The 26845-nt window shown below is 65.2% G+C and carries 20 protein-coding genes; 7 read left to right on the top strand and 13 right to left on the bottom strand.

Features of this window, described 5'->3' with window-relative positions; genetic code table 11:
* Nucleotides 1-160: 160 nt before the first annotated feature.
* Nucleotides 161-1780: an anti-phage dCTP deaminase gene (locus P0Y59_13695; GenBank protein WEJ98011.1), complete on the bottom strand. Its 1620-nt coding sequence runs from the start codon at nucleotides 1778-1780 to the stop codon at nucleotides 161-163.
* Between the two features lie 291 nt (nucleotides 1781-2071).
* The gene (gene uvrA / locus P0Y59_13700; protein ID WEJ98012.1) at nucleotides 2072-5122 is read right to left on the bottom strand and encodes an excinuclease ABC subunit UvrA; all 3051 of its coding nucleotides are present in this window, start codon (nucleotides 5120-5122) and stop codon (nucleotides 2072-2074) included.
* A 191-nt stretch (nucleotides 5123-5313) separates the two neighbouring features.
* Between uvrA and P0Y59_13705 the strand changes: the two genes are divergently transcribed.
* Nucleotides 5314-5634, top strand: coding sequence for a hypothetical protein (locus tag P0Y59_13705; protein ID WEJ98013.1), 321 nt, complete (start codon nucleotides 5314-5316; stop codon nucleotides 5632-5634).
* Nucleotides 5631-7043 carry a hypothetical protein gene (locus P0Y59_13710; GenBank protein WEJ98014.1) on the top strand — a complete coding sequence of 471 codons (1413 nt, stop codon included), beginning with the start codon at nucleotides 5631-5633 and terminating at the stop codon, nucleotides 7041-7043. The genes P0Y59_13705 and P0Y59_13710 overlap by 4 nt, the downstream gene beginning before the upstream one ends.
* A gap of 18 nt (nucleotides 7044-7061) precedes the next feature.
* On the opposite strand, the gene P0Y59_13715 is transcribed toward P0Y59_13710, so the two are convergent.
* Together P0Y59_13715 and P0Y59_13720 are read right to left on the bottom strand one after the other, a co-directional pair.
* Complete coding sequence (locus P0Y59_13715) at nucleotides 7062-7547, bottom strand: cupin domain-containing protein (protein ID WEJ98015.1); 486 nt, start codon at nucleotides 7545-7547, stop codon at nucleotides 7062-7064.
* On the bottom strand, nucleotides 7544-8464 hold the full coding sequence (locus P0Y59_13720; GenBank protein ID WEJ98016.1) for an alpha/beta hydrolase: 921 nt from the start codon (nucleotides 8462-8464) through the stop codon (nucleotides 7544-7546). Before P0Y59_13720 ends, P0Y59_13715 begins: the two co-directional genes overlap by 4 nt.
* 117 nt (nucleotides 8465-8581) lie before the next feature.
* On the opposite strand from P0Y59_13720, the gene P0Y59_13725 reads away from it, so the two are divergent.
* Nucleotides 8582-9478, top strand: coding sequence for a LysR family transcriptional regulator (locus tag P0Y59_13725; protein ID WEJ98017.1), 897 nt, complete (start codon nucleotides 8582-8584; stop codon nucleotides 9476-9478).
* A 23-nt stretch (nucleotides 9479-9501) separates the two neighbouring features.
* Here P0Y59_13725 and P0Y59_13730 read toward each other — a convergent pair whose 3' ends face one another.
* A complete protein-coding gene (locus tag P0Y59_13730; protein ID WEJ98018.1) occupies nucleotides 9502-10917 on the bottom strand; it encodes an aldehyde dehydrogenase family protein in 1416 nt (471 codons plus the stop codon).
* 93 nt (nucleotides 10918-11010) lie between these two features.
* Here P0Y59_13730 and P0Y59_13735 point away from each other — a divergent pair, with 93 nt between their 5' ends.
* Nucleotides 11011-11919, top strand: a complete 909-nt coding sequence (locus P0Y59_13735; GenBank protein WEJ98019.1) for a LysR family transcriptional regulator — start codon at nucleotides 11011-11013, stop codon at nucleotides 11917-11919.
* A gap of 184 nt (nucleotides 11920-12103) precedes the next feature.
* A complete protein-coding gene (locus P0Y59_13740) occupies nucleotides 12104-13963 on the top strand; it encodes a tyrosinase family protein (protein ID WEJ98020.1) in 1860 nt (619 codons plus the stop codon).
* A gap of 108 nt (nucleotides 13964-14071) precedes the next feature.
* Here P0Y59_13740 and P0Y59_13745 read toward each other — a convergent pair whose 3' ends face one another.
* From P0Y59_13745 to P0Y59_13760, 4 genes are all read right to left on the bottom strand, one after another.
* On the bottom strand, nucleotides 14072-14608 hold the full coding sequence (locus tag P0Y59_13745) for a DUF6265 family protein (protein ID WEJ98021.1): 537 nt from the start codon (nucleotides 14606-14608) through the stop codon (nucleotides 14072-14074).
* A complete protein-coding gene (locus tag P0Y59_13750; protein ID WEJ98022.1) occupies nucleotides 14598-15671 on the bottom strand; it encodes an alpha/beta hydrolase-fold protein in 1074 nt (357 codons plus the stop codon). The genes P0Y59_13745 and P0Y59_13750 overlap by 11 nt, the downstream gene beginning before the upstream one ends.
* A 99-nt stretch (nucleotides 15672-15770) precedes the next feature.
* Nucleotides 15771-16511 (bottom strand): response regulator, encoded by a 741-nt coding sequence (locus P0Y59_13755; GenBank protein ID WEJ98023.1) that lies wholly within the window; start codon nucleotides 16509-16511, stop codon nucleotides 15771-15773.
* Nucleotides 16508-17584 (bottom strand): histidine kinase, encoded by a 1077-nt coding sequence (locus P0Y59_13760; protein WEJ98024.1) that lies wholly within the window; start codon nucleotides 17582-17584, stop codon nucleotides 16508-16510. The genes P0Y59_13755 and P0Y59_13760 overlap by 4 nt, the downstream gene beginning before the upstream one ends.
* A 148-nt stretch (nucleotides 17585-17732) precedes the next feature.
* Between P0Y59_13760 and P0Y59_13765 the strand changes: the two genes are divergently transcribed.
* The gene (locus P0Y59_13765) at nucleotides 17733-19352 is read left to right on the top strand and encodes a hypothetical protein (GenBank protein ID WEJ98025.1); all 1620 of its coding nucleotides are present in this window, start codon (nucleotides 17733-17735) and stop codon (nucleotides 19350-19352) included.
* Between the two features lie 18 nt (nucleotides 19353-19370).
* On the opposite strand, the gene P0Y59_13770 is transcribed toward P0Y59_13765, so the two are convergent.
* Nucleotides 19371-20003 (bottom strand): trimeric intracellular cation channel family protein, encoded by a 633-nt coding sequence (locus tag P0Y59_13770; GenBank protein ID WEJ98026.1) that lies wholly within the window; start codon nucleotides 20001-20003, stop codon nucleotides 19371-19373.
* A gap of 233 nt (nucleotides 20004-20236) precedes the next feature.
* On the opposite strand from P0Y59_13770, the gene P0Y59_13775 reads away from it, so the two are divergent.
* The gene (locus P0Y59_13775) at nucleotides 20237-20893 is read left to right on the top strand and encodes a YoaK family protein (protein ID WEJ98027.1); all 657 of its coding nucleotides are present in this window, start codon (nucleotides 20237-20239) and stop codon (nucleotides 20891-20893) included.
* Between the two features lie 203 nt (nucleotides 20894-21096).
* Here the strand turns inward: P0Y59_13775 and lpdA are convergent, their stop codons facing one another.
* The 3 genes from lpdA to P0Y59_13790 all read right to left on the bottom strand — a co-directional run bounded on the left by lpdA (nucleotide 21097) and on the right by P0Y59_13790 (nucleotide 26830).
* Nucleotides 21097-22488 (bottom strand): dihydrolipoyl dehydrogenase, encoded by a 1392-nt coding sequence (gene lpdA / locus P0Y59_13780; protein ID WEJ98028.1) that lies wholly within the window; start codon nucleotides 22486-22488, stop codon nucleotides 21097-21099.
* 167 nt (nucleotides 22489-22655) lie between these two features.
* Nucleotides 22656-23870 (bottom strand): 2-oxoglutarate dehydrogenase complex dihydrolipoyllysine-residue succinyltransferase, encoded by a 1215-nt coding sequence (odhB, locus tag P0Y59_13785; protein ID WEJ98029.1) that lies wholly within the window; start codon nucleotides 23868-23870, stop codon nucleotides 22656-22658.
* A 29-nt stretch (nucleotides 23871-23899) separates the two neighbouring features.
* Nucleotides 23900-26830 carry a 2-oxoglutarate dehydrogenase E1 component gene (locus tag P0Y59_13790; protein WEJ98030.1) on the bottom strand — a complete coding sequence of 977 codons (2931 nt, stop codon included), beginning with the start codon at nucleotides 26828-26830 and terminating at the stop codon, nucleotides 23900-23902.
* Nucleotides 26831-26845 lie beyond the last annotated feature (15 nt).

A 26845-nucleotide genomic window follows, 5' to 3' on the forward strand; every position in this document is an offset into this window, starting at 1 on the left:
TCGCCATCGGTCATCCTCCTGCTCTGGAGCCCCGAAAGGCGACTCCACACCCAAGCACCAGGATGACTGCTCCAATTACGCCCCGTCACCGTAATTACAGAGATGACTTCGCATCAGGCAGGAGGGCGGCTACTTCAATTACGCGACGTCACCGTAACCCCTAAACTACGCTATCTTTTAAATTAGCTTCGACTCCATCAACTTTCCCAAATATTTTTGCCGTCGCGAACAATTCCAACCTCGTATAGTTCGGAACTATTACATCGATCATGGGAGTAGGATATTCGTAGTACCATTTTGTAGCAACCCCACCCTCTTTTCTTTTTCCTTTCTCGAAGATATCGCGATATCTAAACGGGGAGATTCCCAGAAAAGGATGAAAAGTTACCCTCGTGCTACTAGACCTACCCAATTCTATCTCATTGTGATGCAATTCCTTTGCGCGGCTTTTGGGATACGGCTCAAGAAAAAACACTCTGGAGACGCCGGAGGCCAAGATATGCTTTGTACAATTGTGACATGGGAAAGCCGTACAAAACAGTATTCCACCCTTAATTGATCGCCCTGTTCTGGCCGCATCGCATATCGCGTTCATTTCCGCATGAACAACACGCCCGAACTCAGTAAGATCCGATATCAAAGAACCATGTAGACAGCCGCAGCCGTCCGCATCTCCCTCACCCTTCTTCTTGAGAAGGACATCAATCAGCTGCCCACCCGACCTGGCAAGATCCTTGGCACGATCGGAAAGGAGCTTATTAGATTCCAAACGTTCTAGAATATCCCGAAGAACTTCCCGCTTCAGTATATCATTCGGGTCGTTTCCAATTTTCACATCCCTGAAATCTGGCTCTTCAGTATCCCAGTAGGTACCCCCAAATGCCTTGGGGACTTCGTTGCAGCCCTGTGTAATCAATTCCCCATCTGCCGAAAATATCGCCGCCCCCACCTGCCGAGACAAGTCAGCCGATCTCAACGCAGCCGCTTTAGCCGCATACATTCCAAATTCGGTTTTCGTGGGAGAAATGTCGTTCAATCCAAAAAGGGCATTGACAAATCGCTCTATTTTTGAACGCATCGGGGCAGCGGACAATCCATCAATAAAGACATCAGCGAGATGAAACGCATCTCTTAGATGCTGGCCATGACTGTCGGCATCTTCGCTCGCATCCTTAAGGGCCAAGCTCTCAGCAAAGGCCAATATCTTAGATTGCTTCGTAGTTAATGGGAGGGTTCTTTTGATCTTTTCAGTTATAACATTTATTCTGTCCTCTTCGGTTGCGAAAGCAGAAATCAGAACAAATTGCTTACCGTAGATATTTCGCAGGAGTTTAACCTCTTCTGGCCTTTTTATTTGGCGCACGATGTAAGCAACCCGATGGCACACCTTGTCTTCTCGAGCAACATCCACAAAAGGGGCAAAACCCTGATCTTCCTCTTCGCCAACCAAATCGAGACCTTGAAGATTCCCTCTTTCACGCCGTATCGCATCAACCACAAATCTCATCGCCCAAGCCGGATCATTATTATCACGACATATTTGGCTAGTGTGATCCATTTTATATTTTATCTGAGAATAGTAATCTTGGCGTACGGGAATTTTGACGGATGATGGGATCTCAGCAATTTCGCGAGTTAGGCGAATGGGCACCGTTTTATAGTCAACAGCATGGAGAGCATCTGTCAGCGCGGTGGAAATGGCGTCGATATCGATGCCTATGGGGCCCGCTATCCCGAAAACCAATTCAGGATAGCGAATAGAGCTAAAATCGTACGCCATTTCTTGGACCCCCATCACGCCCTCTGGCGTTCCCCATTCTCAACGCTAGAGTGTGAATCGGTCAAGGGAGAGCAGCGATGGAGAAAGAATCCTATGGCGAACAACGAGCCCGTCAAGCGGCTCAGGTAGCATTAGAATTTGCACGGCAAATGGGTGGTACTTTTGTGAGTGATTCTGATCGCAGAACGACATTTGCCGCTCGAAGCGGGTCGAATCAAACCCAACAGAAATCAAATCGATAAGTCAAAACCTGAGGGCCGCGGTTAGTCCGCGGCCTTTGATTTTCTGAGGTCACTCCGCCGCCACCCGCTCCCGCCCCTTGACCAGCAGCGGCGCGAGATACTGCCCGGTGAAGCTCCCCTTCACCTTCGCCACCTGTTCCGGCGTGCCTTGGGCCACGATCTCCCCACCCTTCACGCCGCCCTCCGGCCCAAGGTCGAGCACCCAGTCGGCGGTCTTGATGACATCGAGATTGTGCTCGATCACCACCACCGTATTCCCCTGGTCGACCAGCGCATGGAGCACTTCCAAAAGCTTGCGCACGTCCTCAAAGTGGAGCCCGGTGGTGGGTTCGTCGAGGATGTAGAGCGTCTGGCCGGTCGCCCTGCGTGACAGTTCCTTGGCCAGCTTCACGCGCTGCGCTTCGCCGCCTGACAGGGTCGTCGCCTGCTGGCCGACCTTGACGTAACCGAGGCCGACCTCGGCCAGCATCGCCATCTTGTCGCGGATCGGGGGGACCGCCTTGAAGAACTCGACCGCGTCCTCGACCGTCATGTCGAGCACGTCGGCGATGCTCTTGCCCTTGAACTTCACCTCCAGCGTCTCGCGGTTGTAGCGGGCGCCGTGGCACACGTCGCATGTCACATAGACGTCGGGCAGGAAGTGCATTTCGATCTTGAGCAGGCCGTCGCCCTGGCATGCCTCACAGCGGCCGCCCTTGACGTTGAAGCTGAACCGGCCGGGCTTGTACCCTCTCGCGGCGCTTTCGGGCAGGCCGGCGAACCAGTCGCGGATCTGGGTGAAGGCGCCGGTATAGGTCGCCGGGTTGGAGCGCGGGGTGCGGCCGATCGGCGACTGATCGATGTCGATCACCTTGTCGAGATATTGCAGGCCGCTGATCTTCTCATGCTTGCCGGCGATCACGCGCGCGCCGTTGAGCTGGCGCGCGGCGGCGGCATAGAGCGTGTCGATGGTGAAGCTCGACTTGCCCGATCCCGACACGCCGGTGATGCAGGTGAAGGTGCCGAGCGGCAGGCTGGCGGTGACGCCGCGCAGATTGTTGGCGGTGGCGTTGTGGACGGTGATCTTCTTGCCATTGCCCTTGCGCCGCGTTTCCGGGACAGCAACCTCGCGCCGGCCGGAGAGATAGTCTGCGGTGATGCTGTCCTCGCTCGCCAGCACCTGATCGAGCGTGCCGTGCGCGACGATCTCCCCGCCATGCACGCCGGCGCCGGGGCCCATGTCGATGACGTAGTCGGCGGTGCGGATAGCATCCTCGTCGTGCTCGACCACCAGCACGGTGTTGCCGAGATCCCGGAGCCGCCGCAGCGTCTTGAGCAGCATGTCGTTGTCGCGCTGGTGAAGGCCGATGCTCGGTTCGTCCAGCACGTAGAGCACCCCCGACAGGCCGGAGCCGATCTGCGAGGCGAGGCGGATGCGCTGGCTCTCACCGCCCGACAGCGTGCCGGAGGTGCGATCCAGGTTGAGATAATCGAGCCCGACATTGTTGAGGAAGCCGAGCCGTTCGAGGATCTCCTTCAGGATTCGCTCGGCGATGGCGTTCTGCTGGTCGGTCAGCTCGGCCGGGATCGCGGTGAACCAGGCCAGCGAATCCACCACCGACAGGCGAGTGACCGACGAGATGTCGCGCATGCCGATCTTGACCGCCAGCGCCTCTGGCTTGAGGCGGGCGCCGTGGCAGACTTCGCAGGCGGCGCTGCTCTGATACTTGCTCAGTTCCTCCCGCATCCAGGCGCTTTCGGTCTGGAGCATGCGGCGGTTGAGATTGCCGATGACACCCTCGAACGGCTTCTTCACGTCATACGACTTCTTGCCGTCGACGAAGGTGAGCGTGACCGGCTTGCCGCCGGTGCCGTGCAGGATGATCAGCTTCACCTCGCCGGGCAGATCCTCCCATGGCGTTTCCAGGCTGAAGCCGAATTCGCGCGCGAGGCTGCCCAGCACCTGCATGTAATAGGGACTTGGCGGGTTGGACTTGGCCCAGGGGACGACGGCGCCCTTCTTGATGCTGAGCGCATGATTGGGGACGACCAGCTCCTCGTCGAACAACAGCTTCTCGCCAAGGCCGTCGCACGCGGGGCAGGCGCCTTGCGGGGCGTTGAAGGAGAAGAGGCGCGGCTCGATCTCGGCGATGGTGAAGCCGGAGACCGGGCAGGCGAATTTTTCCGAGAAGACGATGCGGTTGGCGGGGATGCCGGTGTTCTTCATCTTTCCTTCGGGGACGAAGGTCTGGGGCATCTCGCGGACGCGGGACTTCTTAAGCCCCTCCCCTTCAGGGGAGGGGTTGGGGGTGGGGGACTCTGCCCCATCCGCGACGTTGTTTGAGGCACTGCCCCACCCCAACCCCTCCCCTGAAGGGGAGGGGCTTAGCTGAGCCACCGTCGTATCGACGAGGTCGACATAGGCCAGTCCCTCGGCCAGCTTCAGCGCCGTCTCGAAGCTGTCGGCGAGGCGCGTCGCCATATCCGGGCCGACCACCATGCGGTCGACAACCACTTCGATGTCATGCTTGTATTTCTTGTCGAGCGCCGGGGCCTCGTCGATCTCGTACAGCTCGCCGTCGATGCGGACTCGGGTGAAGCCGGCCTTCTGCCACTCGGCCATTTCCTTGCGATATTCACCCTTGCGGCCGCGCACGACGGGGGCGAGCAGGTAGAGCCGCGTGCCCTCGGGCAGGGCCATGACCCGGTCGACCATCTGGCTGACGGTCTGCGCCGCGATCGGCAGGCCGGTCTCGGGCGAATAGGGGATGCCGACACGCGCCCATAACAGGCGCATATAGTCATACACTTCGGTGACGGTGGCGACCGTGGAGCGCGGGTTGCGGCTGGTGGTCTTCTGCTCGATCGAGATGGCGGGGCTCAGGCCCTCGATATGATCGACATCGGGCTTCTGCATCAGTTCGAGGAACTGGCGCGCATAGGCCGAGAGCGACTCGACATAGCGCCGCTGCCCCTCGGCATAGATGGTGTCGAAGGCGAGGCTCGACTTGCCCGATCCCGACAGGCCGGTGATCACCGTGAGCGTGTCGCGCGGGATGTCGATCGAGACATCCTTGAGGTTGTGCTCGCGCGCGCCGCGGACGCTTATGTGAGTCAGCATAAAACCACTCTGTTCCAGATTTGTTCTTGAGATAAAGAAGGCCGCGCGGCAGGTCAACGCGTGATGCGCCGATGTGGTGTCGAACCGGCGCCGGGGCAAGCGGGCGGAATCGTTGCGGCGGCGTGACGGCCATCACGCGTCCCGGAAAACCGGCAGGCGCATCATTCCTCCACCAACAGAGGAGGAAGGCGATGACGAGCAATTATCAGCTTGCCTATGACGCGATCGAGGCATTTATCGCCGAGCACCACAGCGACGACAGCGGCGCCTGGCAGGAGCTGATCCCGGATGCGGATCTCGGCTATACGTCCGAAGGATGGGAAGCCGCGGCGACGGCGATCGTCAACCTGTTCAACGACAGCCTGCCCGATGGCGGCAAGATCAGGGTGCCCGTCCAGGCAAAGCGCAATGCCCTGAGCAAGCCGCTGATCGAGTTCCAGCGCTATCTGGCCGCCAAGGCGGACGAGGCAGGGGCAAGGTCGACCATCCGGCCGATGGAGATGCGGGCATGACCGGCCCCGCCAGACCGGGCCTGCGGGCCTCGGCCCTCGCGTTGGCAGCAGCAGCCGCCGCCATGATCGCCGGAGAGGCGGAGGCAAGGGATACCCCCGCTGCCTCGACGGTGTTCGACCGAGCTTGCGCCGGCCATGCCAGCGGGAAGATCGGCCAGGTCGATCTGGCCAAGGCGGTGCTGACCGAGGCGGGCAAGAGCCCGACCGACTGGGCGGTCGAACGGCCGGCGCCCGAAGGGCCGGACCTCTCGCTCACGCTCGCCGAGACCTATGCGCGCATGGTGCGCCGGCTGGGCGCTATCCAGGCGGGGACCGAGGCCGAGCCAGCCGGCGATGCCTATATCCTGCAAGCCACGATGGATCGCCTCGAAGGACAGATCCGGCGCGCCAGGCCGGAGGATGGTTCATCGCTGAGCCTGGAGGGCGGAGTGCCGGCCGCCAGGCCTTTCCTGTTCCAGCCGGCATTTTCCGGCGCGGTCTTCACCTGCAAGGCTGATCAATCCGGAACCACATTCATTAGCGGATGGGAGGATTTCACCGCGCCAGCGGCCATTTCACTGCGGGCGACACCCGAAGAACTCGGGATGCTGGGCGATGAAAGGCGGGACGCGGGCGCGGTGGCGCTCGCCTTCGACCGGACTCGCTCGACGCTGGACGACGGCAGCCGCAAGACCGACACCAATCTGGCGATCAGCGGCACGCTCGGAATCCGGCTGACGTCGCCGACATCGGCGAGAAGCATTTCCTATCTCTATGGCCGATACGACCTCAACCATGCGCGCACCCACCCAGCGCCGGCGCTCGCCCCGGGCGCCTCCCAGAGCGACGGGGATACGGATGCGCTTGAGACCGGCATCCTGCTTCACACGCAGCTCACCGGAGAGACGAGCGATTTCAAGCTGTTCCTCGATACGCAGGCCGGCGCGATCTTCGACTTCGCCAACGATGCCAGCCGCGTGAAGCTGAGCGCCCTGCTGAGGCCAGTCGCGCCGGGCACCGGCATCGGCCTGTGCGACTTCGAGCGGGCCACTATGCTGATCCCGCAGATCGGCCTGAAGACACGGTGTCGCGTGCAGATCGAGATCCAGGCAGCGGAGGTGACGAAACGGGGCACCACCAAATTGGGATCGTTCGACACCTTCCTTGCCGCGGGCGCCCGGGGCGAATTCGAGGCATTCCTGCCGATGAGCGACAAGACGGAGCTGCTCGGCAACGTCAAATACCGGTATCTTCCAGTCCTTCATGGCGCGCCCAACAAGATCGAGCGCCTGGAGGCGCAGATCAAGCAGCGTTTCTGGACCAGTTCCAATGTCGGGATCGATATCGGCTTCACCTATACCAACGGAACCAACGAACTATCGTTCGAGCACGAAAACATCCTCACCTTCGGCCTTGGCATCATTTATTGAGGAAGAGGCTCTTCCCGCTCACCCCCCGCCGGGTCCGGCCGCCGCGTCGACATATCGCGTGTCGGTCGGCCCGATGCCGGTGATGTACACCGTCACGGGCGTGGCGCCCGTCCGGGCGAAATGGGCGATATCGGCCGGCTCGGCATAGAAGCTGCCGGGCGGAAGGGCCTTGAACGCAGCGTCGGCCGCCTTGTCGCCATAGCCGAAATACCAGGTGCCGGAGACGACGGTCGCGGTGCGATCGTCGCGGTGGCGGTGGGCGGCAATGCGGGTGTTGGCGGGGACGGTGAGCGCGATCGTGTAGAGGCCGGCCCTGGTCGGGTCGCCCGACAGGATTCGGGTGCGGATGCCCGCCACGCCCGAGGTGCCGGCGCCAGCCCCAAGCGCCGGCAGCGCCGCGACGTCAGCCGGGGCAAGGCGGAGATGGCCGCCCTCCCCCGTCTGCGCCGCGCCCGTGGCGGCGAGCGGCAGGAGGACCGCCGCCAGCCAGAGGCGCCGGCTCATTGCGCGGGCACCAGGAAAGCGCGGACCATCTTCACGGTCGAGTCGGGATTTTCCTCCATGATCCAGTGGCCGGAACCGGGGACGACGCCTTCGGTGACATTATCGGCCGCGGCGCGCATCACCACTGCCATCATCGGGCCGAAGCTCTTCTCCCCGCCGAGGGCGAGGACCGGCATCTTGAGCTTGCCGTTCGTCGCCAGCACCGCGCGGTCGTCGATCACGTCCTGATCGAAGGCGGCGAACTGGGCGAAGCCGGAATGCATCGCGCCGGGCATCGCGTAGAGCTTCGCATAATGCTCCCGCGAGGCTTCGCTGAAATGCTTCGGGTCAGCCGAGAATTCGTTCCAGAAGCGATCGAGATAGATTCGCTCCCGGCCGGCGACCAGCCGCTCCATGTCCGGCCCGCCGAAACGGAAATGCCAGAGCAACGGGCTTTTGAGGATCTCGTCCCAGGGACCTACCCCCGGGATAGGCGCGTCGATCAGCACGAAACGGTTGACCCGATCGGGATGATTCGCCGCGAAGGCGAAGCCGACCATGTTGCCGATGTCATGGGTGACCAGGTCGGCCTTGCCGATCTTCAGCCGGTCCAGCACGCCCAGCACGTCGCCGGCCTGGGTCTTCTTGTCGAAGCCGCCCGCCGGCTTGGAGGACAGGCCGAGGCCGCGCAGGTCGGGGACGATCACCAGGTGGTCGCGCATCAGGTCGGCCGCCATCGGCGCCCACATGTCGCCGGTCTCGCCATAGCCATGGAGCAGGACGACCGCTGGCCCCTTGCCGCCAATGCGGACATGGATGGTCGCGCCGTTCGTCGCGATTTCCTCGGTATGGAAGGCGGCTGGATAAGGCGGCACCTGCGCCGCGGCGGGCGCGGCCATCATCAGGGCGGCACCGGCAAGCATCAACGAACGAAGCATGGATATTTCCCCAGTTGCGAGGTGCCACCAGGCACCCTCTGCCCGCTGAAAATGATCGCAATGCACCGTTCGGACTAGTAGGATTATCCTGAAACTTGTGTCCGGAATAACCGAACGATGATCAAGATGGACGGGCTGGTGGCCTTCACCGCGATCACCGAGGCGGGATCGATCAGCGGCGCCGCCCGCCGGCTCGGTTTCGCGAAGTCGGTGGTGAGCGAGCGGCTGGCCGAGCTTGAGCGCACCCTCGGCACGCGGCTGATCCAGCGCACGACGCGCAAGCTGGCGCTGACCGAGGACGGTCACAGCTTCCTGCCGCGCGCGCAGCAAATCCTGTACCAGACGCGCGAGGCGGCGGCGGAAATGGCGCAGCGGCACGGGACACTGGCCGGGCCGCTACGGGTATCGGGTCCGGTCGGGTTCGGCGTCCTGCATCTTGGCCCCGCGCTGAACGATTTCCTTCGGGCGCATCCGGAAATCGACCTGACGCTTGAACTTGACGACGGCTTTGTCGACGCGGCGGCGAGCGGGTTCGACGCCGTGATCCGCCACGGTCCGATCGGCGATACGCGACTGGTCGCGAAGCGGCTCGCGACGACGCGGCGCCTGCTGGTCGCCTCGCCCGGCTATCTGGCGGAGCAGGGCCGGCCGGCGACCCTGGCCGAACTGGCGGCCCATCGCGGCATCCTCTACGCCAATCGCGATGCCGACTGGCGCTTCGCCGGGGCCGAGGGCTGGATGGTGCTGCGGCCGCGCGCCGCGCTGCGCGTCAACAACGGGCTGGTCATGCGCGACGCGGCGCTGGCGGGGCTGGGCATCACCTTGCTGCCGACCTTCTTCGTGCATGAGCAACTGGCGAGCGGCGCCCTGGTCGAGGTCGATATCGGCATGGCGGCCGAGGGCGCCGAGCTGTTCATCGCCTATCCGCGCGACCGAAGCGCCTCGGCCAAGATCGCCGCGCTGACCGCGAGCCTGCGGCGCAGCTTCGGCGATCCGCCTTATTGGGACAGATAGGGCCGACCGACCGGCCCTGCCCGTCAGCCCATCACTGCCTTCGGCTCGAGATAGGCCTCGAGCCCGAACACGCCATTCTCCCGGCCGATGCCCGATTGCCTGAAGCCGCCGAACGGGGCGAGCGGCTCCATCGGGGCCGCGTTGATGATGACCCGGCCCGCCACCAGGCGACCGGCCACCGCGCGGGCGCGCGTTTCATCGGTGCCGGCGACATAGGCGTGGAGGCCATAGTCGGTGTCGTTGGCGATCTCGATCGCCTGCTCGTCATCGACATAGGCGATGATCGACAGGACCGGCCCGAAAATCTCCTCGCGCGCGATCGCCATGTCGTTGCTGACATTGGTGAAGATGGTCGGCCGCACGAACCAGCCGCGCTCCTCCCCCTCGGGCAGCCCCTCTCCGCCCGCCAGCAGCGTCGCGCCTTCCTCCTGCCCCTTGCGGATATAGGACTGGACCCGGTCCCACTGGCGCTGGCTGACCATCGGGCCGATCGCCGTCTCGGGATCGCGCGGGTCGCCTGACCTGATGCCGGCGACAGCCGCCTTGATCGCCGCCTCGAACTCGGCGAGCCGCGACGCCGGCACCAGGATGCGCGTCCCGGCGATGCATGCCTGGCCGCTATTGGCGTAGCCCGCCATCAGCGCGAACGGCACGGCTTGGGCGAAATCGGCATCGTCAAGGATCAGCATCGGCGACTTGCCGCCAAGCTCGAGCGTGACTCGCTTCATCGTCTCGGCGCCGGCGCGGAGGATGGCGCGGCCGGTCGCGGTCGACCCGGTGAAGCTGATCTTGGCAATGTCCGGGCTCGCGCTCAGCGTCGCGCCGACCACGTCACCACGGCCGTTGACGATGTTGAACACACCCTTCGGCACGCCGGCCTCGTGAAGCGCCTCAAGCACGATCCTGGTCTGCATCGCGCTCATCTCGCTCGGCTTGATGACGCAGGTCGACCCGGAGGCGATGACCATGGCGAGCTTGCCGCAGATGAAGCCCGCATTGGCGTTCCACGGCGTGATCACCCCGACGACGCCAAGCGGCTCCATCGTCACCGTCGCGGTGCCGATCCGGCGGGTGAAATCATAGTCCGCGAGCGTCTGCGCGGCGAGGCGGAAGACAGCGACCGCATAGTCGGCCATCCAGGCCGAACGCGAGACCGGGGCGCCATATTCCTCGATCGTCGCCTCGACGAGTTCGGCCGCGCGCGCCTCGACGGCATCGGCGAGACGGCCGAGCAGGGCAATCCGTTCCTCCTTCGTGCTGCGCGAGAATGGCGGAAAGGCGCGCTTCGCGGCGGCGATGGCGGCGCGGGTATCGGTCTCGTCGCCAAGGCGGACCGTGCCGATGACCGCGCCGGTCGCCGGGTTATGCAGGTCGAACAGCTCGGTGCCGTGCGGGGTGACGAACGCGCCGTCGATATAGATGGTGTCGATATGGTCCATGACAGCCTCCTTGGGTGTGGTGCTGATCTAGGAGGCGGCGATTGATGGTATAAGCTGGACGAATCGGCATGACGTGATGCAGAAAATCATACAATGAAAACCGGCCTGACCGAGTTCGATGCCGTCGTTGCCGTCGCGCGCCTGGGCAGCTTCCGCGCCGCCGCGACCGAGCTTGGCATGTCGCCGTCAGCGCTGAGTCACGCGATCGCCGCGCTCGAGGCGAGGCTCGGCGCCCGGCTGTTCAACCGGACCACCCGCAGCGTATCGCCCACCGACGCGGGCGAGCAGTTCATCGCGCGCATCGCCCCGGCGCTGGGCGAGATCGGCGAGGCGATCGAGGGGATCAACAGCCATCGCGACACGCCGGCCGGCATGCTTCGCCTCAACACGTCTGCGGGCGCGGCGAGGATGATCCTGACGCCGCTGATCCTGGAATATCTGCGCCGCTACCCCGACATGAACCTCACGCTCGTGACGGAGGGCAGACTGGTCGATGTGGTCGGCCAGGGCTTCGATGCCGGCATCAGGCTGGCTGAATCGGTTCCCCAGGACATGATCGCGGTGCCGATCGGCGGACAGCAGCGGATGCTGGTCGTCGGGTCGCCCGACTATTTCGCGCGGTATCAGAAGCCGCTGGTGCCGGAGGATCTGCTCGGCCACCGCTGCATCCGCGCGCGCATGGCGAGCGGGGCGATCTGGCACTGGGAGTTCGAGCGCGGCGGCGAGGACATCGCGGTCGACGTGCCGGGATCGCTGATCCTGGATGAGATGACGCTGATGCAGGAAGCGGTGCTTGCGGGAGCCGGCCTTGCCTATCTGAGCCAATGGTCGGTCGCCGAGCACATCGCGGCAGGGCGGCTGATCGCGGTGCTCGAGGACTGGACGCCAGCCTATCCGGGGCTGTGCCTCTACTATCCGGGGCGGCGGCATGTGCCGGCGGGCCTGCGCGCGCTGATCGGCCTGATCCGCGAGATGAACGCCTTGGGCTGGCAGAGATTGTAGACCAGCAGACTATGCCGTCGATATGGGGACAGTTTCTGAAGACTTTCCCCACGGCATGCCATATATTTCAAGAATAGACGTCAGGACGGTACATTCGCCATCCAAAGCAATATGCCATCCCAGTAATGGATGACATGATTATCGTCTGCGTTCATCAGGAAATATGTAGCGGGAGTGGCTGCAAATGTCTTACATGGTAAAGGCAAGGCTTACGGCTCTCCATGGAAGTGCCGCGACGTTGCTCATCATCGGCGGATTTGTCCAGCCGGCCTCCGCGCAGTCGGGCGAGCTTCAGGCATCCGGGCCGCTGGTCCGCCAGGATTCTTCCGATTGCGGCAACAACAATGTCAACGGATCCGATCCGGCGCGCAACGGCGGCCTGGTGACCATCACGCAGAACGACGCGGGTGATACCAGCGCGGCCGTGCAGATCAGCAAGGGAACGCCCAACACCTCCTATGATTTCTACTGGAAGTGCCAGCGCGGCCTGGGCCAGGTCCGCACCGACGCGAGCGGCGCCGGCAGCGGCACGTTCGGCTTCAAGGCGAGCGCCGGCGCGACGCTGGCCTTCGACATGTATCCTGCCGGCGCGCCTCCCGGGAACAAGTTCCAGAGCGTGCGCCTCACGCCGGTGCGCGTCGCGACCCAACGCAAGTCGATCCTCCAACTCAACGCGACGGAACTGGCCAGCCTGCGCCGCGGCGTCGCGCAGATGAAGGCGTGGAGCAGCGAGCCGCGCGGCAGCGCGAACTATCGCCGAAGCTGGATCTACTGGGCGAACATGCACGCCTATTTCGGCACGGGCTGCGCCAACCCCAGCGGCCTGAACGCCGCGGGCATGAGTGGCCTCACCGCTCAGGCGAAGAGCAATGCCGACGAGAACGCAACCTGGTGCACCTGCCAGCACGGCACCGTCCAGTTCCTCACCTGGCATCGCATGTATCTTTATTATTTCGAGAAAGTGCTTCAGGCCGCCTCAGGCGACGCCAATTTGCGGCTCCCCTATTGGGATTATGAGAGCAATGCCCAGATGCCGGCTGCCTATCGCGACCAGACCTATGTCAATGCGAACGGCCAGACCGTGCCCAACCCGCTCTACATTCCCAATCGCCAGGCACAGCTGAACGCCGGGACGAGCAACCTAGCCCCGTCCGTGGTGTCGACGGCGAATGCGATGCAGCAGACCAGCTACAACCCGTTCAACAGCGCGCTCGAATCGACGCCGCACGGCGCGGTGCATTGCGCGGTGGGCGTGGCGAACTGCCCGACTGGCTATATGGGCGCGGTGCCGGCCGCGGGGAACGACCCGATCTTCTACACGCACCACACCAATATCGACCGGCTGTACGAATGCTGGCTGAAGGTGAACCAGGCAGCGCGCCTGCCCAATAACCAGGGCCAGCTCAACGCGACCTTCAACTTCATCGACGGGACCGGCGCGCTGGTGACGCGCACGGTGAAGGACATGCTCACCACCGCGCAGCTCGGCTACAGCTATGCGGGCGGTGGCGGATGCCCCGCGACGCTCAAGGTTCGCCTGCCGGTCTCGATCCTGCAGGAGACACCGTTGCGCGTCTATCCGCTGGCCGGCCCGACCCCGCTGCAGCGTGGCACGACCGTGCTGCCGCTGAAGATCGCGCCCGATGCGCGCAAGGCGATGCTCCAGGCGGCGCCCGAAAAGGGCGGCGAGACGCCCCGATCCGTGGTGGTGATCGACGGCTTCACCTTCGATGAGGCGCCCGGCGTGCTTTATGAAGTCTATGTGCAGGGCGCGGGCGGCAAGCGCGTACTGCTTGGCGTCATCAACTTCTTCAACCTCACCGCCCCGCATGGCGATCATGGCGACATGCCGGGCATGGCGGGCGCGTCCGACGAGAAGACCTTCGACGCGACCGACGCCCTGAAGACGCTCGGCGCCGGCAATACATCGCTGGTGATCGAGCCGAGCACCGGCGTCACCGGTACCACCCCTGCCCTTGCGGCGCGCCGGATCAGCCCGCGCGCCAATGTCCGCTTCAGCTCGGCACGGATCGAGCTGCGCTAGTCCCGCCCCCGGGAGGGCCGTCGGAGGAAGAATTCCGGCGGCCCATATTACGGGGGGCACCCGATCCCGGGAAGGTCAGCGAGGGCACGGACCGCTCCGCTCGCCGGCTCATGCCTTGCGCCGGAACGGGATCACCAACGTCGCACGCTCCCTGCCGTCGGCGCGGTCGAGAAAATAGACGGTGAAGCTGTCCGGCCCCGTCCGCTCGAAGGTGATGCCGTCGAAATAGAAGGTGTCGCCGTCACGCCCGACGAGCGGCCTGTCGATATAGGCCTCCCGTGCTTCCCAGCCGGCAAGCGACGGGGTGAAATGCTTGACCCGGACCGAGAGCGAGCCGGCGACCTCGACGAAGACGCTGATCTCGTAAAAGACAGGGCCCCGCTGACTCAGCGCCCGCACGAAGCTGGGCATATGGCCGAACGCGGCACCCAGGATGACATGCTCGACCGGCCCGTCGGGCATCTCGCCGAGCCAGTGTCCCTCGATCCAGGCAAGATCGGCGATGCCGGCCGGTGGCGATGCCTGTCCCTGCGCCTGGAGCCTGACCATGGCGCGAGGCTCTGTTGCCCCTGCGCTCACCGGACCGTTCAGCGCGAACGATGCCGCCAGACCGAGCAGGATGCGCGCGACGCCGTCATTCCGCATGGTCTTGCTCCCCCCCCGGCGCGAACATCAGGTGCCGCGCGAAGAAGGGCAGCACGTCGGTGCGGACGCGCCCCTGATCGCCCCAATGCCGGTCGCGGAAACCACCGGCATGCTCCTCCGCCTCATGCGGCACGCCGAATTCGTCGAGCCGATGGGCGAATGCCTGGTTGGCATGGATATGGTCGAAGATCGGGTCGGCGCGGCCCCAGTCGAGCTTGAAGCCGCGCAGCGCCTTCAGATTATCGGCATTGGCTGGGAGCAGGTCGATCAGGCCGAAGCGCTGCTGGAACCGGGCCATGACCGCGCTGTCGACCACCACATGTCCGTCCACCCGACGCGCGGGCGGATCGATGTACAGCGGCGGCCGGTCCGGGTTGGGCGAAAAGGCCTGGTAGATCGAGGTGAAGATCCGCGAAAAGCCATCACTGCCGAGATCGCCGATCGACCGGGCACGGGCGAGCAGGTCGAAATCCGGCCGGCTCCAGGACGGCTGAACGCCGGATCCGGCGCCCACCGGCTGCATCGCATAGACAGAACCGAACAGATCGGGATGGAGCATGCCGAACCGGACCGCGCCGTAACCGCCGACGCCGTCCCCCACCACGCCGCGCGACTCCCGCGCGGCAAGCGTCCGGTAGGTCGAGTCGATATAGGGAACCAGCTCGCGCACCATGAAGTCGTCCCACTTCCCGGTGACCGGCGAATTCACGTACCAGGAACTGCCGGCGGGCGTGGTGAAGTCGGCCGTGACCATGATCACGTCGCCGATCACGCCCGCACCGATCGCCCGGTCGAGCACCCCTTGCGCATCATGGCTGGCGAACGGCTCCGCCTGGTTCTCGAAGAAGCTGTTGAGGAAATAGAGCACGGGGAAGCGCCGGTCGCTGTCACCGTAATGCGGCGGCAGATAGACGGTCAGGTTGCGGAGCGGGGAGATGCCGATCCTGTTCCCGGCCAGACTGGCCGAGTTCAGCTGGGTGGTCACCAGCCGGCTACTGGCCTGTGCGACCTGCGGCGCGGCAAACAGCAGCAGGGCAAGGCAGAGCGACAACGCACGACGCATGAGGTTCCTCCCGGTTTGCGATATGCCGCAATGGCCGGAACGGAAGGCGCCGCGGCAAGGCGACGTCGCCAAGCGGGATCATGGGATCGCCGGGCGGGGTCAGCGAGCCAGGTAGCGGTCGATCGCCTCGCGGTACCGGCGGCTGAGGCGCAGTTCCGCACCGCAGGACAGTCGCACCAGAGCGTCCCCGTGCGCGCCGGGACGAACCTCCGCCAGCCGGTCGAGGCGGACGATCGCCGAGCGATGGATCCGGGCGAACGCATCGGCGGGAAGCCGCGCCTCGAGCGACGCCAGGGATTCGTTGAGCAGGGATGCCCGCCCGCCGGCATTGACCTCCGCATAGTCGCCCGCCGCCGCGATCCAGTCGACCTGGTCGAGCGGGATCAGCCTGATGCTGCCATGCGACCGCGCCACCAGCCGGGGCGGGTCGCCGAGCGTGGCGACGATCGATCGAAGCCCATCACTCCGTTCCCCACCCTCGGCAAGCTGCCGGCGCACGCGGTCGAGCACCCGACCGAAACGCAGGTCGTCGAACGGCTTGAGCAGGTAATCGAGCGCCTGCACCTCGAACGCGCGCACCGCGTGCGCATCGAACGCGGTGACGAACACGGTCAGCGGCATCGCCTCGACACCAACTGCCTCGATCACGTCGAAACCGTTCATTTCCGGCATCTGGACGTCGAGGAACACGAGATCGGGGCGCAGCACGGCGATCGCCTCGACCGCTGCCCGGCCATGCCCCGCCTCCGCCACCACCGCAAACCCGCCATGCGCCTCGAGCGGCGCGCGCACTGCGCGACGGGCAAGCGGCTCATCGTCGACGATCAGCGTGCGGATCATCGCGGCACCATGATCGTGACGCGGAATCCGCGCCCGGGCGCCGTCTCGATCTCGAGCGACGAACCCGCGCCGTAAAGCTGTTGCAGGCGCAGGCGGGCATTGCCCAGCCCGACTCCCTCGACAATCTCCCCGGCACCCTTGCCATCATCCGCCACCACGAGACGCAGCCTGCCGCCGGCAAGGCCGGCCTCGATCGTCAGGGTGCCGCCCGACACGAGCGGCGCGATGCCATGGCGCACCGCATTCTCCACCAATGGCTGGAGCAGCAGCGCGGGTACGGGGACCGTCAGCGCTTCGTCTGCTATGCGACGGACGATACGGAGCCTCTCCCCCAGCCGCGCTTCCTCGATCGCGAGATAGGTGTCGGTAAAATCAAGGTCGTCAGCGAGCGGGCTTCGCTGCGAGCGATGCCGGTCGATCGACAGCCGCAACAGATCGCCGAGACGCGCGATCAGCCGCTGCGCCGTCACAGGATCGTCGGGCACCAAAGCGGAAATCGCGTTGAGCGTGTTGAACAGGAAATGCGGCTGAAGCTGCGCCCGCAAGGCCGCCGTCTCCGCCTCGGCCAGCCGGGTCTCAAGGCGGGCGGCGACAATCTCGCGGTCGCGCAGCGTGCGATAGGCGCGCGCGCCCAGCACGATCCCGACGATGATCGCGTAGATCATCAACTGCACATGGAGGCTGCCGGTGAGCTTGAGCAGCAACAGGTCCCTGCTCCACGGCGCCCAGGGCGCGTTGCCGTAGATCATCGCGTTGAGCGAGACGTAGAGCACCGAATGAAGCAGTACGACCGCGAGACCGGCGCCGAGATGGACGGCCAGCAGCACCGCCACGCGCCGCTCGTTCGCGAAATGGCGCGCTACGGCCACCACCAGCGGCGTCAGCAACGCCCATACCGAATACCAGGGGATGCCGTTGCCGAACGCCGTCAGCCATGGCTGCGGCGTTCCCGTGGTGAGGCCGGCGACATAGGTCTGCACTGACGTGATCAGCGCGACGACGAGCCAGATGGCCCAGATGCCGGCGAGCCGGATGAGAGTCTGTCCCCTGCGCATGGCGATCGACGCGATCATGCCCGAGCGCCGCGCCGCTGGATAGACACGATTCCCGCCAGGTCCTGTGCGCCGGCACCCGAAACCTCCGATGAACCACGGGTCCAGAACAGGTTCAGACACGTTGTGTCACCACTCAAGCAGCTTCACTGCCAGAGGAACATTCGCCATGGCTGGAAAGACACGCATTTTACTGAGCGCAGCGAGCGCGGCCGCGCTTGCCCTGGCGCTCGCCGCCTGCGGACCGCAGCAGCGGCAGGCCAGTGTCGACCATCAGGCGACGACGGCGGCGACGCTGCCGCCTTTGCCCCAGGTGCAGCCGCTGGTCGCGGGGCCGGCGACACCGATCCGCCGTGCCCCGCCGACAGCCGCACTGCCCGCGGTCCAGCGGCTTGGCTATGCCGATGCGCCCCGTGATGATCGCTATGCATGGATCGATCGCGCCGACTGGATCAGCGACACGATCGGCGATGCACCGCCCGATTATTCGTTCGACTATGACGGCGTCGAGCCCTGGGTGTGGCAGACCAGCGGGGACTATGTGACCTACGCCGAGCCGATCGACGACGGTTATCGCTATTATTATTACGAGCCAGGCGCCGACGAACCCTATCTCGTTCGCGACCCCTATTACAGCTATGGCTATCGCGACGGGCGGATCGTCACCGTCTATGGTCGCGACGGCAGGTTCATCGAGGCGATCGAGGCGCAGCGCCAGGCGGAAGCGGCATCACGCTACTATGCCCGGGCACGCGCCTTGCGCATTGCCGCGCGGGAGCGCGAACGACAGGGCGTGGCAGCGGCGCAATGGGCGGAACGCCGGGCGGTGCTGGCCGCGGCCCGCGCCGACTGGAGCGAGGCGCGGCAGCGCGTGCCGGACTGGCAGGCCTATCGCCAGCGCCATGCGATCGAAGGCCAGCGCCTCCAGCCGGAGCGGATCGCGCGCGCTCAGGCGGCTGAGCGCTTCGCCGCGTGGCAGCGCGAAGGCCAGCCGGGTCGCCCGCCACACCTCTACGCATCGGATACGGGCCGCGCCGACCACCGCGATGGCACCCGCCAGATCGATCAGGCACGACAGCAGGAACAGCGTGCCGCCGACATGCAACGGCAGGCCCAGCGCGACATGGCGCAGCAGCGCGCCGTTGCCGAGCAGCAGCGCCTTGTGCAGGACCGGCAGCGGCAGCAGGCGGCCGAGCAGCAGCAGGCGCAACGCATCCAGGCCAATGCGCAACGCGACGCCGCCCGTCAGCATGCCGCGATCGACCAGCAGCGCGCGCTCCAGGAACGACAGGCAGCCGTCGACCAGCGCGGGCAACGGATACGCCAGCAACGCGACGCGCAGCGCCAGCAGGTCGAACAGCACCGCGCCGTGCAGCAACAAGAGGCGCAGCAGCAGGCCGTCGAGCAGCGCGGCCAACTGGCACGCCAGCAGCGTGAGGTGCAACGCCAGCAGGCCGAACAGCAACGCGCCGCGCAACAGCAACAAGTCCGCCAGCGCACCATCGAGCAGCGTGGCCAGCAGATGCAGCAGCAGCGCGAGGCGCAACGCCAGCAGGCAGATCAACAACGCGCCGCACAACAGGCCCAGCAACGGGCAGCCGACCAGCGCGGGGAGCAGATGCGGCAGCAACGTGACGCGCAACACCAGCAGATGGAGCAGCAGCGGGCGCAGCAGATGCAACAACGCCAGCAGGCACAACAACAAGCGGCTCAGCAACGCGCGGCCGAGCAACAGCAACGCGCAGCCCAGCACCAGCAACCGGGCCCCGGCCGCGACAGGGAACGCTGAGGCTGAAGCGACGAGCCCCTATCGACGCCCGCGATAGCTCGGCAAGGCAAGGTTCCAATGGATCGCCGCGGCGCGCAGGCTGAAGCCGGCCGCCGCCGCCGCCACCGCCGCCCCGAAGGCAGGAACGCCGATCAGGACGAGAAGGACATGCAGCCCGGCGGCGAGCGCGGCCGCCGTCACATAAAGTTCGGGGCGCATCAGGATCGACGGCTCCCCGGCCAGCACGTCGCGGATAATGCCGCCGACACAGGCGGTCATGACCCCCATCAGCGCAGCCGGCACGGGGGGAATGCCGAAAGCGAGCGCCTTGGCCGCGCCGAACACGGCATAAGCGGCCAGGCCCACCGCATCGAGCCAGTCGAGCGCCTTGTCCTTCCACCAGGCCTGGGGCGTGATCCACACCAGCCCGGCGACCGCGAGGCAGACCGCGGCGACCAGCGGATCATGCACCCAGAAGACCGGCGCGCCGATCAGCAGGTCGCGGACCGATCCGCCCCCGACGCCCGTGATCAGCGCGAAGAAGGCGGCCGTGACGAATGTCTGCCCGCGCCGGGTCGCGGCGAGCGCACCGGTGGTGGCGAACATCGCGATGCCGAACAGGTCGAGCCAGGGAAGGATCGAGCCGAATTGCCAGGGAGCGTGGGGAAGCATTGGTCGTCTTACTTCCTGCCGTTCGTATGGAACAGGGCGTGCGCGTGTCGAGAATCCGTATCGAAACATATCTGCCCCGCGACACGCCCTTTCGACAAGCCTGTCTCAAGCGTCGTCGGGAGGCTCGATGACGCGTCGGGACGAACGGGCATGGTTGCGATTGACCTGCCCCGGCTATGGAAAGTCGCGGCGCAGTGCGACATAGCGGTGCCATGCAACGCTATCGCCCGTCGATGATCGCCCTTGCCACCTGCCTCGCCGCCCTTGCCGGATTCGTCGACGCGCTGGCCTATTCAAGCCTTGGCGGATTCTTCGCCTCGTTCATGAGCGGCAACTCGACCCGGCTTGGCGTTGCCTTCGCCACCGAACGCCATGACGAGGTGCGCATGGCCGGTGCGCTGCTGCTGAGCTTCGTCAGCGGGGTGATGATCGCGACGGTGATCGCGCGACGCTGGGCGAAGCATGCGCAGGCGGCGGTGATGATCGCCGTCACGATATTGCTCGGCACGGCCGCGACGATCATGCAGGTGCAGCCCAACACCAAGGCGCTGCTGCTGCTCGCCGCCGCGATGGGCGCGGAGAACGGCCTGTTCCTGCGCGACGGCGAGGTGAGCATCGGCCTGACTTATATGACCGGCTCGCTGGTACGGATGGCGCAGCGGCTGGCAGGTGCGCTGATGGGTGACGCCGATCGCTGGACCTGGGTGCGTTATCTGCTGCTGTGGCTCGGCTTCGTCTGCGGCGTGGTGATCGGCGCGCGCTGCTACGCGGCGTTCGATACGGGCGCGCTGTGGCTTGCGACGGGTGCCGCGGCGGCGCTGACGGCAATGGTCGCGATCGTCACGCGGGGCAAGGAGCCGACCGGGCCCTGGGGCGTGCGGGCGGTCTGACGCCGCCTGTCGGCCTGAGCCGGAACTTCGCCCTCCGTTCGTTTCGAACAGAGAAGGGGATGGCGGCCGGAGACAAGCACTCCCCGGCGGAGGCCGGGGTCCAGTCGCGAAGAGCGTGACAACGACGCGCGACGAGTTGCGTTCGGCATCCCCTAACTGGACCCCGGCCCTCGCCGGGGGAGACAGTCAGGGAAATGACGCGATCAGATGTGGATCGGCTTGCCGAGCACCGCCATCGCGGCTTCCTTGATCGCTTCCGAATGAGTCGGGTGAGCGTGGCAGGTATAGGCGATGTCTTCGGAGGTTCCGCCGAACTCCATCGCCTGCGCCGCCTGCGCGATCATCGTGCCGGCAACCGAGGCAATGATCCAGACGCCGAGCACGCGGTCGGTCTTCGCATCGGCGATCACCTTCACGAAGCCGTCGGGCTCATGATTGGTCTTGGCGCGCGAATTGGCCACCATCGGGAACTTGCCGACCTTGACCTCGCCACGCTCCTTCGCCGCTTCCTCGGTCAGGCCGACGCCGGCGATCTCGGGGCTGGTATAGACGACGCTCGGGATCACATCGTGGTTCACGATGCCGGTGAGGCCGGCGATGTTCTCGGCCACCGCGATGCCCTCGTCCTCGGCCTTGTGCGCAAGCATCGGGCCGGGAATGACGTCGCCGATCGCCCAGATGCCGGGGACCGAGGTGAGGAAGCGGTGGTCGGTCTCGACCTGGCCGCGCTGGTTGGTCGCGAGACCCGCCTTGTCGAGGCCGAGGCCTTCGGTGTTGGGCCGGCGGCCGATCGACACGAGCACCGCATCGGCCTCGAGCGTCGTGGCGTCACCGCCAGCCGCGGGTTCGAGAGTGAGCGTCGCGGTGTCGCCATCGACGACCACGCCAGTCACCTTGGCCGAGAGGCGGAACTCGAGCCCCTGCTTCTTCATGATCTTGTTGGCTTCCTTGCGGACATCGCCGTCGAAGCCGGGCAGGATCTGGTCGAGGAACTCGACGACCGTCACCTTCGCACCGAGGCGCCGCCAGACCGAGCCGAGCTCAAGCCCGATCACGCCGCCGCCGATCACCACCAGATGCTTCGGGACCGCGGGCAGCTCAAGCGCGCCGGTCGAATCCACCACGATTTTCTGGTCGATGGTCACGCCCGGCAGCGGGGTGACCGAGGAGCCGGTCGCGATGATGATGTTCTTTGCGCGAACCTCGCGGTCGCCGACCCTGACGCTGTCCTTGCCGGTGAACGCCGCATAGCCCTTGAGCCATTCGACCTTGTTCTTCTTGAACAGGAACTCGATGCCGCCGGTGAGCTGCTTGACCGCGTCCTTGCGCTGGCCGTGCATCGTGTCGAGATCGAGGCTGGTCTCGACCTTCACGCCGAGCTTGGCGAGCCGGCCCGAGACCGCCTCGTCATACAGCTCCGACGCGTGCAGCATCGCCTTGGAGGGGATGCAGCCGACATTGAGGCAGGTGCCGCCAAGCGTCTCGCGGCCCTCGACACAGCCGGTCTTCAGCCCGAGCTGCGCCGCACGGATCGCGGCGACATAGCCGCCCGGGCCTGAGCCGATTACCAGGACGTCGAAATCATAGTCAGCCATTGTCTATCTCGATCGCAAAGTGCGTGATGGCAAATAAGGACTTCCGTTCGTCCTGAGTAGGGGCTGAGCTTGTCGAAGACCCGTATCGAAGGACATGGCGTGAGGCCTGTCCTTCGATACGCCATTTCGACAAGCTCGATGGCTACTCAGGACGAACGGAGGCGGGTTCAAAGATCGATCAAAATCCGGGTCGGATCCTCGATCGCGTTCTTGAGTGCGACGAGGAAGGTCACTGCCTCGCGGCCGTCGATCAGGCGGTGATCATAGCTGAGCGCCAGGTACATCATCGGGCGGACCACGACCTGGCCGTCGCGGACGACCGGACGGTCCTCGATGCGATGGAGGCCGAGCACCGCCGCTTGGGGCGGGTTGATGATCGGGGTGGACATCAGCGAGCCGAACACGCCGCCGTTGGAGATGGTGAAGGTACCGCCCTTCATCTCCTCCATCTTCAGCGTGCCGTCCTTGGCGCGCTTGCCGAAATCGCCGATCGTGCGCTCGATCCCCGCGACCGAGAGCTGGTCGGCATCGCGCACGACGGGGACGACCAGGCCGCCCGGCCCCGACACCGCGACCGAGATGTCGACATAGTCGTGATAGACGATCTCATCGCCCTCGATCGAGGCGTTGACGCTGGGCACGTCCTTCAGCGCGAGGCACGCGGCCTTGGCGAAGAAGCCCATGAAGCCGAGGCGGACGCCATGCTTCTTTTCGAACAGATCCTTGTACTTGGCGCGCGCCTCGATCACCGCCGTCATGTCGACGTCGTTGAAGGTGGTAAGCATCGCCGCGGTGTTCTGCGCTTCCTTCAACCGCTTCGCTATGGTCTGGCGCAGGCGCGTCATGCGGACCCGCTCTTCCTTGCGGCCGGTCGACGCGGCGACGGAGGGTGCCACCTGCGGCTCGGGCGACGGCGCCGCGGCCGGAGCCGGCGTCGCGGCCGCGGCGATCACATCGTCCTTGGTGATACGACCGTCCTTGCCGGTGCCCACGACCGTCGCTGGATCGACGCCGTGCTCAAGCACCGCGCGGCGAACCGACGGGGACAGCGCGGCGGGGCCGTCGCCAGCGGGTGCGGGTGCGGCAGCTGCAGCGGGAGCAGGGGCAGCCGCGGCGGGCTGCGCCGTTGCCGCTGACGCGCCCGAGCCAGCCTCGATCGTCGCGATCATCGCGCCGACCTGGACGGTGTCGCCGACCTTGACTGCCTGCTGGCCCATCACACCCGCGACGGGCGAGGGCACCTCGACCGAGACCTTGTCGGTCTCCAGGCTGGCGATCGGCTCGTCGACGGCGACCGGGTCGCCGGGCTGCTTCAGCCATTCGCCAAGCGTCGCCTCGGTGATCGATTCGCCCAGGGTGGGGACATTGACTTCGGTTGCCATCTTCTCTTCCTCGTGCCGCCGATGCGGGCTTATGATTTGCGCGTGCGACGAATTTCTTCGCGGACATTATGGCCGAGCGCGTCGGCGACAAGCGCGGCCTGTTCCATCTGGTGACGCTTCATCAGGCCGGTCGCGGGCGACGCGGACGCCGCGCGGCCGGCATAGCGCGCACGCTGCGGCTTGCCGCCGGCCTGGACCAGGCATTCCTCGAGATAAGGCTCGGCGAAGCTCCACGCGCCGTTGTTCTTCGGCTCTTCCTGAGCCCAGATGACCTCTTCGAGATTGGTCATCTTCTTCAGGCGGGAGACCAGCGGCTCGCCCGGGAAAGGATAGAGCTGCTCCACACGGACGATCGCGGTGTTCCTGTCGCCCGCCGCGTCGCGTGCCTCCATCAGGTCATAGGCGACCTTGCCGGTGCACAGCACGAGGCGCTTCACCTCGTTATCCGCAATGCCCGACGGATCGGACAACAGCCGCATGAAGTGGCTGTCGCCCTGGAAGTCCGACGCCTTGGACACCGCCAGCTTGTGGCGCAGCAGCGACTTGGGCGTGAAGATGATCAGCGGCTTGCGGAAGCTGCGGTGCATCTGCCGGCGCAGCAGGTGGAAATAATTCGCCGGCGTGGTGCAGTTGGCGACCTGCATATTGTCCTGGGCGCAGAGTTGCAGGAAACGCTCGACGCGCGCCGAGCTATGCTCGGGGCCCTGTCCTTCATAACCGTGCGGCAGCAGCATCACCAGGCCGTTGGCGCGAAGCCACTTGGCCTCTCCGCTCGCGATGAACTGGTCGATCATGATCTGCGCGCCGTTCATGAAGTCGCCGAACTGCGCCTCCCACAGCACCAGCGTCTTCGGATCGGCCAGCGCATAACCATATTCGAAACCGAGCACGCCATATTCGCTGAGCGGTGAATCGAGCACCTCGAAACGACCATGCTCGACCTGGGCGAGCGGCAGATATTTATGCTCGTCCTTCTGGTCGATCCATACCGCATGACGCTGCGAGAAGGTGCCGCGGCCCGAATCCTGGCCCGACAGGCGGACGCCATAGCCCTCGGACATCAGCGACCCGAAGGCGAGCGCTTCGCCGGTGGCCCAGTCGAAGCCGGCGCCGGACTTGAACATCTCGCGCTTGGCATCGATCACGCGGCCGAGCGTCTTGTGGATGGTCAGGTCGTCGGGAACCGTGGTCAGCGTGCGGCCGAGCGAATCGAACAGCTTGGTCTCGATCCCGGTCTCGACGTTGCGCCGCGCGCTTTCGGCATCGGCCGGGGCGTGTAGCCCGGACCAGCGGCCGGCGAACCAGTCCGCCTTGTTCGGCTTGTAGCTCGCGCCCGCCTCGAACTCGCCTTCCAACAGGGTGGTGAAGGCAGCGATATTGTCGTCGATCCAGGCACGGTCGATCACGCCCTGCTCGATCAGCTTTGCGCCATAGACTTCGCTGACCGGCGGATGCGCACGGATCCGGTCGTACATCAGCGGCTGGGTGAAGCTGGGCTCGTCACCTTCATTGTGGCCGAAGCGGCGATAGCACCACATGTCGATCACGATGTCGCGGTGGAAACGCTGGCGGAACTCGATCGCCATCTTGGTGGCGAAGGTCACTGCCTCGGGATCGTCGCCATTGACGTGGAAGATCGGCGCCTGGACGCCCTTCGCCACATCCGACGGATAGGGCGAGGAGCGCGCGAATTGCGGGCTCGTCGTGAAGCCGATCTGGTTGTTGATGACGAAGTGGATGCAGCCGCCGGTATTATAGCCGCGGATGCCGGAGAAGCCGAGGCATTCCCATACGATGCCCTGGCCGGCGAACGCCGCATCGCCATGGATCAGCACCGGCAGCGAGGCCTTGTGCTCCTTCAGGTCGCCGGCGATCGTCTGGATCGCGCGGACCTTGCCCAGCACGACCGGGTCTTCGGCCTCAAGATGCGAGGGGTTGGCGACCAGCGACATATGGACGCTGATCCCGTCGAACTCGCGATCGGTCGAGGTGCCGAGATGGTATTTCACGTCGCCCGAACCGGCCACGTCCTCGGGATTGTCGGAGCCGCCGCCGAATTCGTGGAAGATGATACGGAACGGCTTGGCCATCACATTGGTCAGCACGTTCAGGCGGCCGCGATGCGCCATGCCGAACACGATCTCGCGCACGCCGAACTGGCCGCCATATTTGATGACGCTTTCGAGCGCCGGGATCATGCTCTCGCCGCCGTCCAGGCCGAAACGCTTGGTGCCGACATATTTCCGGCCGCAGAATTTCTCCCACTGCTCGGCCTCGATCACCTTGTTGAGGATCGCCTTCTTGCCGAGCGGGCTGAACTCGATCGCCTTGTCCTTGCCCTCCATCCGGTCCTGGAGGAAACGGCGCTCCTCCACGTCGGAGATGTGCATATATTCGAGGCCGACATTGCCGCAGTAATTCGCGCGCAGGATGCCCACCAGCTCGCGTACCGTCGCCCATTGCAGGCCCATCGTGCCGCCGAGATAGATCGGGCGGTCGAGATCGGTGTCGGAAAAGCCGTGATACTCGGTCGTGAGATCGGCCGGCATCTCGCGCTTGGAAAGGCCGAGCGGGTCGAGATTGGCGGCAAGATGCCCGCGCACCCGATAGGTGCGGATCAGCAGCATCGCGCGGATCGAATCCGCGGCAGCCCGGACGATATCTTCCTGCGACGGCACCGCGGCTGCCGGGGCGGGCTTGGCACCTCCCTTGGCGGGCTTGGGCGCAGGCTCCATCTGGGTCGGGTCGAGCGCGGCCGTCAGATCGTCGGTCGAGCTCAGCGGCCAGTTGGGCTGACCCCAGCTCGGGCCACTCGCATTGCCTTCGAGCCCCTCGAAGAAACCGCGCCAGCCAGGCTCGACACTGTCCGGGGACACTTTGTACCGCGCGTACAGCGCGTCGATGAACGCCGGGCTTACGCCCCCGGCGATGTCAGCGAAATCCTGGCCTTCGTAGCCCATTGGCTGTTCCTCGGC

It is taken from the genome of Candidatus Sphingomonas phytovorans, assembly GCA_029202385.1.
GTDB classification, from domain to species: Bacteria; Pseudomonadota; Alphaproteobacteria; order Sphingomonadales; family Sphingomonadaceae; genus Sphingomonas; species Sphingomonas phytovorans.